This is a genomic window from Cytophaga aurantiaca DSM 3654, assembly GCF_000379725.1.
In the GTDB taxonomy this organism is placed as follows: Bacteria; Bacteroidota; Bacteroidia; order Cytophagales; family Cytophagaceae; genus Cytophaga; species Cytophaga aurantiaca.
In genome coordinates, this window is the sequence record NZ_KB903663.1 from 106,842 (window position 1) to 122,253 (window position 15,412).

10 protein-coding genes are annotated in these 15,412 nt (G+C 38.6%); 3 read left to right on the forward strand and 7 right to left on the reverse strand.

Going from position 1 to position 15,412, the window contains the following annotated elements; all coding sequences use genetic code 11:
- Positions 1–105: 105 nt before the first annotated feature.
- Positions 106–1,305, reverse strand: a complete 1,200-nt coding sequence (locus A3EE_RS0116255) for an argininosuccinate synthase (RefSeq protein ID WP_018344504.1) — start codon at positions 1,303–1,305, stop codon at positions 106–108.
- A 116-nt stretch (positions 1,306–1,421) separates the two neighbouring features.
- On the reverse strand, positions 1,422–2,117 hold the full coding sequence (locus A3EE_RS0116260; RefSeq protein WP_018344505.1) for a GNAT family N-acetyltransferase: 696 nt from the start codon (positions 2,115–2,117) through the stop codon (positions 1,422–1,424).
- A gap of 634 nt (positions 2,118–2,751) precedes the next feature.
- Here A3EE_RS0116260 and purU point away from each other — a divergent pair.
- The 3 genes from purU to A3EE_RS0116280 all read left to right on the forward strand — a co-directional run bounded on the left by purU (position 2,752) and on the right by A3EE_RS0116280 (position 5,481).
- Positions 2,752–3,576, forward strand: a complete 825-nt coding sequence (gene purU / locus A3EE_RS0116270) for a formyltetrahydrofolate deformylase (protein WP_018344507.1) — start codon at positions 2,752–2,754, stop codon at positions 3,574–3,576.
- A gap of 104 nt (positions 3,577–3,680) precedes the next feature.
- Positions 3,681–4,100 (forward strand): LexA family protein, encoded by a 420-nt coding sequence (locus A3EE_RS0116275; RefSeq protein WP_018344508.1) that lies wholly within the window; start codon positions 3,681–3,683, stop codon positions 4,098–4,100.
- Between the two features lie 118 nt (positions 4,101–4,218).
- Positions 4,219–5,481, forward strand: coding sequence for a Y-family DNA polymerase (locus A3EE_RS0116280; RefSeq protein ID WP_026209826.1), 1,263 nt, complete (start codon positions 4,219–4,221; stop codon positions 5,479–5,481).
- A gap of 70 nt (positions 5,482–5,551) precedes the next feature.
- Here A3EE_RS0116280 and A3EE_RS0116285 read toward each other — a convergent pair whose 3' ends face one another.
- The 5 genes from A3EE_RS0116285 to A3EE_RS21515 all read right to left on the reverse strand — a co-directional run bounded on the left by A3EE_RS0116285 (position 5,552) and on the right by A3EE_RS21515 (position 15,304).
- Entirely contained in the window at positions 5,552–6,925 is a 1,374-nt protein-coding gene (locus A3EE_RS0116285; protein ID WP_018344510.1) for a DEAD/DEAH box helicase, read from the reverse strand.
- Positions 6,926–7,028: 103 nt separating this feature from the next.
- Entirely contained in the window at positions 7,029–8,363 is a 1,335-nt protein-coding gene (locus A3EE_RS0116290; protein ID WP_018344511.1) for a chloride channel protein, read from the reverse strand.
- A gap of 108 nt (positions 8,364–8,471) precedes the next feature.
- On the reverse strand, positions 8,472–8,843 hold the full coding sequence (locus A3EE_RS0116295; RefSeq protein WP_083921286.1) for a c-type cytochrome: 372 nt from the start codon (positions 8,841–8,843) through the stop codon (positions 8,472–8,474).
- A 68-nt stretch (positions 8,844–8,911) separates the two neighbouring features.
- On the reverse strand, positions 8,912–10,843 hold the full coding sequence (locus A3EE_RS0116300; RefSeq protein ID WP_018344513.1) for a cytochrome-c peroxidase: 1,932 nt from the start codon (positions 10,841–10,843) through the stop codon (positions 8,912–8,914).
- A gap of 78 nt (positions 10,844–10,921) precedes the next feature.
- The gene (locus A3EE_RS21515; protein ID WP_018344514.1) at positions 10,922–15,304 is read right to left on the reverse strand and encodes an esterase-like activity of phytase family protein; all 4,383 of its coding nucleotides are present in this window, start codon (positions 15,302–15,304) and stop codon (positions 10,922–10,924) included.
- Between the last annotated feature and the right edge of the window lie 108 nt (positions 15,305–15,412).

Here is a 15,412-nt window from a genome sequence, read left to right on the forward strand (position 1 = left end):
TTTAAGATTGCTCTATCAAATCATTTCCTAATACTTCTTTTAACTATTCTAAAACATTCAATTTTAATTATCGTTGTGTAACGACTTCTTAAAACTTAAAACGTATTACTTAGAACTTACGTCTTCGTTCACTCTATGGTAAATCATTGTCTGATTACCGAATATTTTAGAGAAGCCTTTTACATCGTCGCCAGACCATGCATTGTTCTCTTCGCCGTATTTACCAAACTTAGCAGACATTAAGTCGTGTGCAGATTCAATACCGATCACATGGAAACGGTATGGTGCAGCAAACACTTTTACTTTACCTGTAACATTTACTTGTGTATCTTCTAAGAACGTTTCAATATTCCTCATTACCGGCTCAAGGAATTGACCTTCGTGTACAAAATTTCCGTACCAGTTACCCAATTGCTCTTTCCAGTACATCTGCCATTTTGTAAGCGTATGCTTTTCTAATGTATGATGCGCCTTGATGATTACCATTGGTGCAGCAGCTTCAAAGCCTACGCGACCTTTGATACCGATGATGGTATCACCCACGTGAATGTCACGGCCGATACCATACGGAGCAACGAGCTTATTTAATTCAACAATTGCATCGGTTGATTTCATGCGCTTGCCATTCAAACCAACCAATTGTCCTTTTTCAAATTCCAATTCAATTTCTTCTTCACCTGTTTTTGTAACCTGTGTAGGGAATGCACTTTCCGGAAGTGTTTTATCTGACGTCAATGTTTCTTTACCACCAACGCTTGTACCCCAGATACCAACATTGATTGAATATGCAGCTTTGCTCCAGTCGCGCACAACACCTTTTTTCTTCAGGTATCCAATTTCCGCTTCACGTGATAATTTCATATCGCGGATCGGTGTGATGATCTCGATACCCGGATTCATGATCATGAATACAACATCGAAACGAACCTGATCGTTACCTGCACCAGTAGAACCGTGTGCCACTGCAGTAGCGCCAACCTTCTTTGCATGCTCAGCAATAGCCATTGCCTGGAACACACGTTCTGCACTTACAGAAAGCGGATAGGTATTGTTACGAAGAATGTTTCCGTACACCATGTACTTCACACATTCAGCATAATATTTTTCAATGATGTCAAGTGTAGTGTGAGACGTAACACCCAATTCGTATGCCTTCTTTTCAATATCTGCTAATTCTTCTTTAGAGAACCCACCTGTGTTAACAATAGCAGTATGCAATTCATACCCTAGATCTTCTGATAAATACTTTGCGCAATACGTTGTGTCCAATCCGCCACTAAAGGCCAATACTACTTTCTTTTTCATTTTTTTGTAAGCTTAATGCTGAAGGTCAAAACCTAAAGCTTTTATTCGTTATGATTTTAATTTAGAGAGAACTGTTTTAGTAAAGCGCAAATGCCTTTCTTAAAACATAGAACTTATTACTTTAAACCTTCAGCGAGTCCAAGAAATATCAGCACCTTGTCGCTGCCTTTACCCAGAGACTTCAGCAACTTATGATTCTTGATGCGTTGCCATCTTTCCCAAAGTTTAGACTCCGTGATGAAATCCCACTTCTTCTTTTTCTTTTCTTCCGGATCGTACACCATAGCGGTACACATGCACATCTTACGATCTTTGCTTTTTAAGATCTCGTAATTGATGCAGCTTGAACAGCCTTTCCAGAATGTTTCGTCGTTGGTAAGCTCCGTGTAGTGCGCAGGTCTGTAACCCAGTTCAGAGTTGATCTTCATAACAGCCGCAGAGGTTGTTAATCCGAATAACTTTGCATCAGGGAATTTTTTACGCGACAATTCAAAAGCTTTTTCTTTGATCTTGGTAGCCAAACCATATTGACGGAAGTCAGGCGCTACAATCAATCCGGAGTTTGCCACATACTTGCCATGACTCCAGGATTCAATATAGCAAAAACCTGCAAAATCGCCGGCCTTCGTTATAGCTATAATAGCCTTGCCTTCATCCATCTTCTGACGGATGTAGTCCGGGCTACGCTTAGCAATACCTGTTCCGCGTGCCTTGGCACTTTCAGCCATTTCATCAACAATGGCTTCTGCTAAATGTTTATGTTCCGGTCCTGCTACTACTACTTTAATATCAGATACGCTTAATTTTTTCATTTCAAATAGACGCTTCAATACTGGCTTGGATCCTGTAGATTCAACTAGTATCAAAGATGGATTAAATACTGTTATGAAACTGTGAAATGTTTGTGATATCAGCCGGTTTATAGGCTGGGGTTGAGAGTAGTTTCCACGTAAGAAACCAAAGGTTAAATCGGCCTAGGGCCTAGGTTGGGTGGGTGCACAAAATAAGCTAACCGCCCCAAAAGTATTGGGGGTGGAAAGAAACACTATGTAGTTAGACTTTTGCATTTAACCTTTATAAATTCAGTCAACAAATGTAGTTCAAAATTCATTTTATACAAAGCATTAACCCTTTTTTTACAGAATTAGTTTCCTTCAAAAGCTTGAGACGAAATTACTTACAGCGAAAATCTTTCAGCCTCAGCATCTTCTTAAACACGGACATCCTGAATGTTCTCTTCCTATGAAAATGTACTTGTAAATTATTGATAATTAATAAAATAAAATGGATGAGGTGCATACATTTCAGAAGCCCCAAACGGCTATATGGAAGAAGATCAATCATATTTCTGTCTAAAATCCGGTATCTATGCCACTCCGAAACTGCTAAATGGCAAAATAATAGTAGTTTTACAGACCAAAATAGAAGTTCAAGAACAATTTTAGTATGATCATTATTATCGATTGCGAAGACCAGAAAGGCTTAATTCATAAAATCACCGGTGTATTGGCGAACTTAAATCTCAATATTACACGCAATAGAGAATTTGTTGAAAAGCAGCTGAATCGATTTTACATGCGTACAGTTGTAGAAGGTGATGTAGATGCGGCTGTTTTAAAATCTGCCTTAGCAGCAGTTTTGCCTGTAGACCATAGCTTATCTATCAGCACAGGCGAATTGAAAAAAATTGTCATCATGGTTACCAAGGAAGAACATTGTTTGACCGAGTTGATCAGTAAATATTATTTTGGAAATCTGAAAGCACACATCGTTGCGGTGATCGGGAATCACGAGCATTTAAAGGCCTACACAGAGAAATTCAATATTCCATATCACTTCATTTCGCACGAAAATAAAAGCAGAGAAACGCACGAAGCAGAATTGTTGGCATGTCTAAAATCATACAACCCGGATTACATCGTGCTTGCGAAGTTTATGCGTATTCTGAGCGATGATTTTACCTCACATTATCCATCCCGCATGATCAATATTCACCATAGTTTCTTACCTGCATTTAAAGGCGCAAACCCTTATAGACAGGCTTATGAGCGTGGTGTGAAGATCATTGGGGCTACAGCGCATTTCGTAAATCAGGATCTGGACGAAGGTCCGATCATTCACCAGGAAGTTATTCCGATCGACCATACCTTAAGCCCAATTAAGATGGCTGCTGCAGGTAAAGACGTAGAAAAACTGGTTTTATCGAAAGCACTGCAATTGGTATTGGATCAGAAAGTGTATGTGAGTGGGAATCGAACGATTATTTTTTAAATAAATCGCTCTCTATTTCAAATACTTAAATTTCTTATTTGAATAGAATTCTTATTGTCTAATATTTTTAGTAAATTACTAATATATTTAGAAATAAGAGTCTTATGCAGATATTCCATACCCTTCCTGAAGCGCTTCATGCCCCGATTCCATTGGCAGATGGTGCTGTTTCCGCTGGTTTCCCGAGCCCGGCCGGCGATTATTTAGATACCCGCATCGATATTTTTGAATACCTGGTACAGCATCCAACCGCTACGTTTTATGTACGTGTGAAGGGCAACTCCATGATCAACGCTTCTATACACGACGGAGATTTACTGGTAGTCGATCGTTCTATAGAGCCGAGAAACAATCAGATTGTCGTGGCGATTTTAAACGGTGAGTTTACCGTGAAACGCATAAGCAAACACAACAACAAACTTTACCTTATTCCTGAAAACGAAAAGTTCAAACCTATGGAGATCACTGAAAACATGGGATTTGAAGTGTGGGGCGTGGTGACGTATGTGATTCATAAACCGTAATGTTTTAAGTTCGAAGTTTTAAGTTTTAAGTTTTAAGAATGCATTAACGAATCATATTCTTAAAATTTTAAACTTAGTCAGAGCGCTCTTAAAACTTATTACCTAAAACTTAAAACTCTTGTTTGCTCTCATCGACTGCAACTCCTTCTACGTTTCCTGTGAACGTGTCTTCCGGCCTGATCTCCGGAACAAGGCTGTCGTTGTGCTCAGCAATAACGATGGTTGCGTGATCTCACGTTCGGATGAAGCCAAAGCCCTTGGTGTTAAGATGGGTGAACCATTTTTTAAGATGAAAGAATTGGTGCGCGATGGAAAGGTCATTGCATTTTCGTCAAACTATACCTTGTATGGAGACCTTTCAGAACGGGTAATGCAGACACTCGAAGCCATTGTTTCCGACATAGAAGTGTATTCCATAGACGAAGCTTTTTTACATTTGAATGAAAGTCATACGGATCTTGAAACACTCGGCCATACCATTCGAAATATGGTAAAGCAATATACCGGAATTCCTGTAGGCGTGGGCATTGCGCCAACAAAGACCTTAGCGAAACTTGCAAACCGGCTTTCAAAAAAAACAGGTGGTGTTCGTGTAATCCATCCCGATCAGATTGAAGAAACATGGAACGAATGCGCGCTGCAGGATGTATGGGGCATTGGCAGAAGAAATGCAAAACGTCTGCAGGCAAACTTCATTGATACCATTGAACAATTTGCAAATCAACGGGAAGAATGGGTACGCCAACATTTTTCTGTAATAGGCTTACGAACGTATAAAGAATTAAAAGGTATCCCATGCATTGAGATGGAAGGGCCGTTAACAGAAAAAAAATCTATTTGTACGTCACGTTCCTTCGGAGAATTACAAAATACATTTGCTCCCATCCAGGAAGCCCTATCCACACATGCTGCAAGCTGTGCAGAAAAATTACGCAAACAAAAATGTGCTGCCGGCGGCATGTATGTTTCGTTATCAATGAGTCGGTTCACGAAACAAACGGGCGACAAATATTTAGGCATTTACATTAAACTACCGCAGGCAACAAACAATACAGCAACACTCATACAGCATGCATCAAAAGGATTACAAAAATTATTTCAGAAAGGAACGTATTATAAAAAGTGCGGCATCACCGTTACCGATATTGTTCCGGAAGAAAAAGTTCAGCTTAATTTATTTGAAGCAAAGCAGGATACAAAATTACAGGCCCTCGAAAATACAATCGATATTCTAAATAAGAAGCTGGGTAAAAATATCCTGCGCCACGCTATACAAGGCTCTGACAACAATACCTGGAAACTGCGCTGCGACAATCTATCTCCCAATTATACAACGAGATTGGGGGAAGTGCTGGTAATTAATGTAAGTAATACGTTTTAGGTTTTACGTTTTAAGAATGTTCTTAATAACATGTAATCTAAATTTTTAGATTCTTAAAACGTAAAACATATTACTTAGAACCTTCTTCGACCACTACCTTTTGATGAAAATGCTTCGTATTATGAATATTATTAATCAATTGATTCTGATATCTTGATTCTATTTCAAACGTAGCATGTGCTCTGTACATCAGTATATGACTGATCGCTTCTTCTTTCACTCCGGATTGCAGTGTTAAAAATTCTTTTAGTGTATCTGCATTTTGTTCGTGACGTGTACCCACATTGATAGTTAATGTAACAGGGCGTGATTCTATCCGGTCTATTTCAACATCGAGTTTTATCGAAGAGAATTTTATACGCAGTGCATCTTCAAAATCATCTTTGTGATACACTTCATCTTCCTGCAACATACAAATCGAAACGCCCTTCTTTCCTGCCCTACCTGTGCGCCCACTGCGGTTTACATACTGCGCTTCGTTATCGGGCAAATGATAATGGATCACATAATTCAGATCCTGTACATCAATACCTCGCGCAGCCACGTCTGTAGCAATAAGTACCTGGATACGTTTGTCTTTAAACGCAACCATTACTTTCGTGCGCTCAAATTGATTCAAATCACCATACAACGAATCTGCCACAACATTAAAACCTTTCAATTGTTGTCTGAGTAATTTTGCAGCAGCTTGCGTACGACAAAATACAATGCCGCGCTCCGTAGAATGTTCCAATAAAAATGTTTTTAGATATTCTAACTTATATCCGTATTGATATGCAATGTATTGATGATCAATGTTCCGGTTTACATACTCTTGCGGCTTGATACGAATCTCTTCAACATCGCTCCCCATATATTGTCTAACAATGTGTTTGATTGCAGCAGGCAAGGTAGATGTAAATAACAGCTTACGAACAGAAGGTTTGCAGGCACGAACAATTTTATCTATGTCCGGCTCAAAGCCCATGTTCAGCATTTCATCGGCTTCATCTAAGATCAAGAATTTCAGGTAACTTAAATCAACAACTTTTCTGGCAAGCAGGTCCAGCAAGCGGCCGGGTGTAGCAACCAGTATATGTCTTGGAACTTCTAACTTCTTAATATTCTCTTCGATCTTCTTTCCACCATATACAGCTTCTGTATGAATCCGAACAATGTATCTCGAAAACACAAAGAGATCTTTTGCAACCTGCTGTCCCAGTTCCCGTGTTGGTACCAATACCAATACCTGTGTCTGTTGCAGCTTAGGATCTATCTGCTGTAACACCGGCAATCCAAATGCTGCTGTTTTTCCCGTACCTGTTTGCGCAACAGCAAGCAGATTCTTAGTTGAACTCAGAATAAACGGAATTGCTTTCTCCTGAATTTCAGAAGGTATTGAAATATTATTTTCGGTGAGTGATTGAAGCAGCGCGGCGTTTAAACCTAGTTCAGAGAAAGTCATTTGAATGTAATTGAAAATGCTGAATATGTGAATACGTAATCAATACGCAATATACGTATATAATGAACTACATCATCAAAGAGCATGCATGTACTGAAAGTAATTAGGTCCTTGCCTCTTCTTTTGCCAGGAAAGATTTCAAATAGCCTTCCTTCAAATGCTCGTATACAGACTTTTTATTCACCAGCATGGTAAAAAGATATGCGAATATACCAGCCAACATTAGGTAAAAAATAACCGAGTGCCTATCTGTCATCTCCAGCACCAATATAGCCGATGTAAAAGGAGAATGTGTAACGCCTGTTAAAAAGCCAACCATGCCTGCCAGTATCAACAGGTTAGTATGTTCTGTTGCAATATCAGCAACATATGCTATAAACGCACCAACGGTACCGCCTGCACTTAATGAAGGTGCAAAAATGCCGCCTGCACCACCACTTCCAAAGCTTAATATTGGCCCAAAGAAGCGACTTACCATTAAAGAAAAACTAATGTCCTTATTATTTATGAATAACAGATTTTCCAATATTTCTTTACCCGCGCCTGCTACAGCATGATTGAAAAAATAATAAATCGAAGCAAAAGACAATGAAAAAATCAAAACAACAACTACATGTTTCCGAAGTGTTTTAAATGTTTGTTTCCACTGATGAATGGCTAAAATCAGACTACCAAACATGCCGCCTAAAAATCCTGCAATAGCTGCTGTAAGTATCACCCATAAAATAAATGAATACTCATAAATGCTCACTTTGGGAAATCCTAAATACAAATATGGGCCTAACATCGCTTGAGCTGTCATTCCGGAAATAATTACTGCAACAAATAAGGTGGTTCTGAATTTTGAAAATTGCACGCGTGTCAGTTCTTCTATAGCAAACACAATACCCCCAAGCGGTGTATTAAATGCAGCCGCCAAACCGGAAGCAGCACCCGTTAAAATCATTAATTGTGCGCTGAATTTTTCCCATTTTTCAGGCAATGCATGATGCATAAAACTAAAAATAGACGCGGAGATTTGTATCGTAGGTCCTTCTCTTCCGATTGCACCACCGCCACCAAGCATAATCAAACTACTTATTACCTTAACAACAGATACTTTTACATTTAATAATTGCCTGCTTAATGTGGATTTGCCTTCCATCTCTACAGCTGCCATTACTTGTGGAATGCCACTACCGGCAGACATTGGTGCAAAAAACTGAACCAAAAACCATGAAGTCAAAAATGCGACAGGTGTTATAATAAAAATTGCTTCCGGATAGTCATTTAAGATTTCAGTACTTATTGCTTCTACATAAATAAAACTTTTTGCATAAAGCACAGCCGTAACCCCAACTAAGACAGACGCTATCCACAATGGAATGAGCTGATATGCTGTCCGATGAAATTCCTGATAATCAAATTCTGAAAGTCTTTTGCGGAAATACTCTTTCATATAATCAATGATAGCACATTTTAATTAAAATGACAATCATTGGAGATTTAAATTCGCGGCTAAGATATTTAATCAGAAAATATTTTAAGAAAATACAATTCGTTTTATCTACTGCTTATTCTTCTTTTTATAGGTAAAGAAATACGTAATCAAATTCAGTTCTTCTGCTGATACGCGTGCTTCGGATACTTTATCTTCATGAATTTCATTGGCTATTCGGATTGAATATGCGCCCATCTGTTCTTCTGTAAAATCCGGTATAACCATTTTACCTTTCACCTTTTTGGTGTGACAGCTTGCACAATTTATTTCATACAACACTCTGCCCTTTTCACTCAATCTATAATACTCTTCCTGAATGGGCTTCGCCATGGCATCCGGAAAAACATACTCAATCTTCTTTTGTGATACACACGAACTAACGATCAGCACACTTATAAAAACCACAACAATAACAATACAAATATTTCTGAAATACATACACTAATTATTATCTATTTTACTGACCACTGTTTACTGACCACTGTTTACTGACCACTGTCCACTAACTAATACACTCCTCCAACCTTACGCTGCAGCAGCATTTTATCTTTTGAAACCGGTAATTGCAGCGGCGGTTTTTCAAATGTTATATTTTCATTTAGCGACTCAATGAACACAACAATTTTTTTAATTTCCAACGGAGTTAAATGCAGCGAATCGGAACTCAAGGTTTGATTGGGAACCGTTAATCCTCTGCCCACTCCTCCACCATTATTATAAAACTCAATCACCTCTGTAAGATTATTGAACACACCGTTGTGCATGTAAGGCTTGGTATAGGTAGCGTTACGAATAGATCCTGTGCGGAATGCATGATGCATTTCATCGGAAGTATAAATGGTTGAACGCCCTTTATCTGCACTCAATGCAGCAAACTGTTTATCTCCCGGAACACCGATCACTTCAAATTCTGAATTTACATACGGAGGTTTCACCCCATTGAATTGCGGAACAAAATGGCAGGTAGCGCATTGTGCTTTGCTCATGAATAAATTAAATCCTTCCTGAACCACTGGATCTATTGCTTTCTTTTGAATCATAGCTTCATCAAACGGAGCATAGCTGTTGCTGAACTTCGTATAATACGCTGTCAATGCAGAGGTAAGATGATCTATGGTAATTTGTGTTTCTTGAGGAGTATACTTCAATAGTTTTGTAAACCGCGTATTATATTCTTTGCAGTTCAACACTTTTCTTAATGCTTCAATTTCTGTACTGCCCATTTCTATAGGATTGATCAATACAGCCTTTGCCTGATTTTGCATGGTAATGTGTGCACCATCCAGCATCAGCAAATGATTGAGCCGAACATTTATCAGTGAAGGAGTATTTCTAGGCAAACGGTTTAGACGATCAAATTGCAATGCTGTTTGAACAGTAGTATCTGTAAAGTATTGCGTTGGCAAATGACAAGATGCACAGCTGCGCAGGTTGTTGCCGGATAAGATCGGATCGTAAAACAACAACTTGCCCAGGTCATTGATCTCTTTAAGAGCTACCGTATCGCTCACCCGTGAAAAAATCCCTTTTGGATTCTGAGCAAAATACAAATCTTTATCGAATATAGATGTGCTGTTTTTATTCAGTGAATAATCAACCATACTTTTACTTGACACATTGTATTCAAGAATCATCTTTTGATTCAACACATAGAGCGGATTTATATATTGTTGAATAAATGTAAAGTGATCAAATGTATTTATGTCGTTTGATTGGTTGAATACAAATTCAATAGTTCTTTTGTAAAGACTTAAATATTCTTCATTCAATGCTGTTTCAGGAAAACTTTTATTGTATGCTGCATATAATTGATCAACGTCTTTCAACATGCGCAACAATTCCGGAAGTACCTGTTCTGTATCCGGACATTCAAAGCCTGTGGTATAGATGGCTGCAAGGTTTAATAAATATAATCTGTTGCACAAATAAAAATGGTGGTACGTGCGAATATGCTTCGTAATTGAATCGGCAAGATATGCATTTGTTGCCACTACAGATTCTCCGATCAAACGTTTCAATTCTGTTTTATCAATCTGTTCTTCTTCAAGATATAAATAAGTCAGGGTCAAACCCGCAGCTTCTCTTTTATAGGGAGCCTCATGTTTTTCAAATACTTCTGTTTCCCATTCTACCGGAAGCGGTCCATTTATTTTTTTATATGAGATGGGCTCTAAATAACGCATCCAGAAATCAACACCTTTCAGTTGCACACGCGTTTGCTGAATAGCGCCTCTGATTTTTTCGATCTGCATTTCGTTCGACAGATCGCTTTCATCTATTAATTGAAACAATGCTTTTTGCTTCTGCTTAAATTCCTGTACTCTATTGAAATAAAGTGATTGGTAATCGGACGAGTCATTTGAACCTGTTTTAGATATAAACGAAATAGACACAAACAATGTACCCAATAACACCAGCGATAATATGTATTTCTTCATTTTTAGTCAACCTTATATAAACAAATAAACGGGTTGCGCGACAACACGCAACCCGTTTCAACTAGCATGAAAAAAATATTAATGCATTACAACAATTCTTATTTTTTGTGAATACGTTTCGGTAGTAATTTCTACAATATATGTTCCATTACTTAATGTAGAAGTATTCAATAAAATATTCTGTTCTCCACTTTCTAACTGTTTCTTAATAGATGGTAATACTTCTCTTCCCTGAACATCGTAGACTGATACAGTTACCTGCCCATTATTGTTCAGTATTAAAGAAAGGGTTGCGGTACCACTTGTCGGATTAGGATACAGTTTAATGTTTGCATTTTTATTATCGCCAACAGTAACACCTGTAGTAAGAGGCACAGCATTTTTAGTATCCGGATTTGTGAATGCTAATAATTGACCGCCTTCTACCAATTCCGTTGTTGTATTGTAGTGTGCCTGAACAACTGTTAAGAACATTCCTTTACCTAAAATTGACTCTACATCTAAGATACCTGAAGCTTCTTCATCAATGGTCAAAAAGTTTACACCACCTGTCATGAATCTTGTACTGTCGTGGTAAGCAATTTCTTTCAATGCATCTGTTGCCATTGTGTATTGCCATACTTTACCAACGTGTGCGTTACCACCAACATCTTCAACTAATAATACGTGACCGTAATTATCGATCGTAATGTTGTCTAACATTTTTTGACCTTCTGTACCATCCAATACGGCAGTGATTGTACCACCCAATTCCGGATTCGCAATATCAGTGAAAGACAATTTCCACAAACGGCTCGGATCAGCAAAAGCGTTTGTTGTTGCAAAGTAAAAGTCAGTTGGATGTTTCGGATCCCACGCTCCATCTTCTGGACGTAAGAATGTTGTTACACCATGGTTCACACTATTTGTATTCAAGTCTGTTAACGATGTAGATTTAACATCTCCAAGATTATACAATGTGAATGCTGTTCCTGCTGTAGGAATACCTGCACTTGTTTCAGTCAATAAACCTGTTACGGCAACACCATATAAGTTACCGTTTGTTAAACCAGCCTTCTCAATCTCAGTACCTGTATTTGTTTTCGTACCAATGTAGAAATATACTTGTCCACCCGGACCATCGTCCATACCTGCTACAATTGTTTTGTTACCCTCTGTTGGACTTGCAACTGCATTCTCCCAAGCAAATTTACCAAAGCCTGGTAATTCATAGGATGTCCCTGCATTCGCACCTGTAACGATGTGGGCCATTGCACGACCAAGATTTCCTTCTTCACCGTTCATGAAGATTCTTGCTTGTGTACCTAAACCTGTTGCACTGTTATAGAATGCTGTAGGTGCTGCAAGATCTGCTGAACAGAATCTGTTGAATGGTGCAGTTTGTGGATTCGCAGTATTATAGGTTGTATAACCTGTACCGTTCCATAAATTTACATTCTGCATTAAGTCACCACCACTTACAACAGATAGATCTGATTTATTAATTACCCACTTAGAAACAAATGCACCAATTGCACCATGTGCACGTACAATACCTTTTGTATCGCCCAATTCATGGTTCATCACCACTGTAAATGTTCCGTTGCCATTATCGAATGCACCAAGTCCATCCGGAATACCAACCATTTTGTAACCTCCAACATTATCACCAACGCTCAGGATTGAAGTAAATTCAACTCCAGGTGCAAATGGTACTAAGTATGGATTTTGAGTTGTACTGCTTCCTGATTTACCAACAGAGATTGTGTTGTTGCTATTCTTTGTATCAGGGTTTGTGAATGCAAGCAATTGACCGCCTTCTACCAACTCTGTTGTTGTAGCGTAGTGTGCCTGAACAACTGTTAAGAATTTACCTTTACCTAAAATAGATCCTACATCTAAAACACCAGAAGCTTCTTCATCTTCTGTCAGGTAGTTTAATCCACCTGATATAAATCGAGTACTATCGTGGTAAGCAATTTCTTTCAATGCATCTGTTGCAATGGTGTATTGCCATACTTTACCAATGTGTGGGTTACCACCAACATCTTCAACCAACAATACGTGACCGTAATTATCAATTGTAATGTTGTCTAACATTTTCTGACCTTCTGTGCCATCCAATACTGCAGTGATTTTACCACCTAATTCCGGATTCGTAATATCTGTGAAAGACAATTTCCACAAGCGGCTTGGATCAGCAAATGCATCGGTTGTTGCGAAATAAAAATCATTTGGATTTTTTGGATCCCATGCACCATCTTCAGGACGTAAGAATGTTGTTACTCCTGCATTCACACTGTTTGTATTCAATGTTGACAACGAAAGTGCTTTAACATCTCCAAGATCTGCTAACGTAAATGCTGTGCCTGCTGTCGGAACACCTGCAGTTGTTTCAGTTAATAAACCTGTAACTGCAACACCAAATAATTTTCCGTTTGTTAAACCAGCCTTTTCAATGTCAGTACCTGTATTTGTTTTTGTACCGATGTAGAAATATACTTGTCCACCCGGGCCATCATCCATACCTGCAACAATTGTTTTGTTACCTTCTGTTGGACTGGCCACTGAATTTTCCCAAGCGAATTTCCCAAAGCCTGGTAATTCATACGAAGTACCTGCGCTAGTACCTGTAACAATATGTGCCATTGCACGACCAAGATTTCCTTCTTCACCATTCATGAAGATTCTTGCCTGTGTACCTAAACCTGTTACACTGTTGTAGAATGCTGTAGGTGCTGCAAGATCTGCTGAACAGAATCTGTTGAAAGGTGCAGTTTGTGGATTCGCAGCATTGTATGTTGTGTATCCAGTGCCGTTCCACAAGTTTACATTCTGCATTAAATCTCCACCGCTCACAACAGACAGATCTGATTTATTAATTACCCATTTAGAAACAAATGCACCGATTGCACCATGTGCACGTACAACACCTTTTGTATCCCCCAATTCATGGTTCATCAATAACGTAAATGTTCCGTTGCCATTATCGAATGCACCAAGTCCATCCGGAATACCAACCATTTTATAACCGCCAATATTATCACCAACGCTCAGGATTGAAGTAAATTCAACACCCGGTGCAAAAGGTTTTAAGTATGGAGTTTGTGAAGTGCTGATACCTGTTGTACCTTGTGCAAGATCAGGTACAAGTGTTTTATAGTTGTTTAATTTTTTCGAACCTTGAAGTCTGTATGTAACAAGATGTGACTTGATACCTGTTGCACTTGCAATACCATTCGCAGATGGAGAAGACTGTCCATAATCGTTATCGTTAATAATCGCAATTGTACTGTCATTGATAATAGCCAAACCTTCTGCTTTTTCTAATGCATGATCCCAGCCAATTGAGAACAGATCTACAAAAAGTGTTTTCTTAACAGGAACGATTCCGTTTGCAGTTAATCCGGCAAGGTTTACAAGACCTTCAACCGTTGAACCATTATACAACGCAGATGTGACAGCTGTAGCTCCCGTAATATTTATTTTATAGATATTTTTAATATCTGTTGTTCCTCTCAATGCTGCTTCAATAACTAAAAAAGTTGAATCGCTGATTGCAGCCATATCACTTAGCTTCCAGTCTTTTAAACGAATCTGATTTCCACCGGTTCCTACAACACCTTCATTCAAATACACAAATACTTTTGTAGCATTTGTTGCCGGATCAATTTCCAATAATCTATGCACTTGTGATGCTTCACCAATTGCAGTTGTCGGATACAACAACGGACTTTGGATTAATGCATAAATTTTACCGCTTGGAGTAATTGCGATGTTCTCAAAACCTCTGTTGTTTTTACGATACTTAAATACGGTATCAATAGCGATGTCTTGAGGCTCAATACCTACACGATACGGAGTAAAACGATTGATAACAACACCGTTCTTATTTAATTTCCAGATTGTCGGACCACCTTCTTCGCAAATCCAGAAGTTGCCTTGTTTATCTACAACAATACCTTCAGAGTCAATTCCCCACACATCTTTAGGAGCAATCTTTGAGCTGAAGTTTGCACAAGTCAATACGGTATCTGTAGAAGCTTCTTCACCTAAAACACTTCCCAAGCCTACCGGATTCAATACACCTGTTGCACCTGAACCATTCGGACGCTTCATTGTGATTGTTTGCAAGATCTGAATAGAATCGCCATGGATACGAATTCTATGGATCTTCGGTGCATAATTCTGAAAGCCATAAATCTTATCATACGTAGGACGACATGCTGAAGGGTTCGCACTTGCAGCGTCTACGTTAACACCTCTATCGGATACTGTCCAGAATTCAGTTCCATTAGTTCCGGCAATAGGATACAATCCTGAAAACCCAGCTTCATGGAAATCAATATTCTGAAATGTTCCAATGAGCGCTGAATTATTATTCACATAATCCTGTAGTTTGACGATTTGTGCTTTCACTTCTATTTGAGTGATCAGCAAAACACCAAAACAAACAAGCATGCTTTGTAAACTTTTTTTCATAGCAATTATTTAGTTTTTGTTTGCCTCAAAAGTACGTCGGCTAGATTCTGAAGAAATTATGAAGATGTTATATAACTGTTAGCATACTCATAATATGGGTAACACATA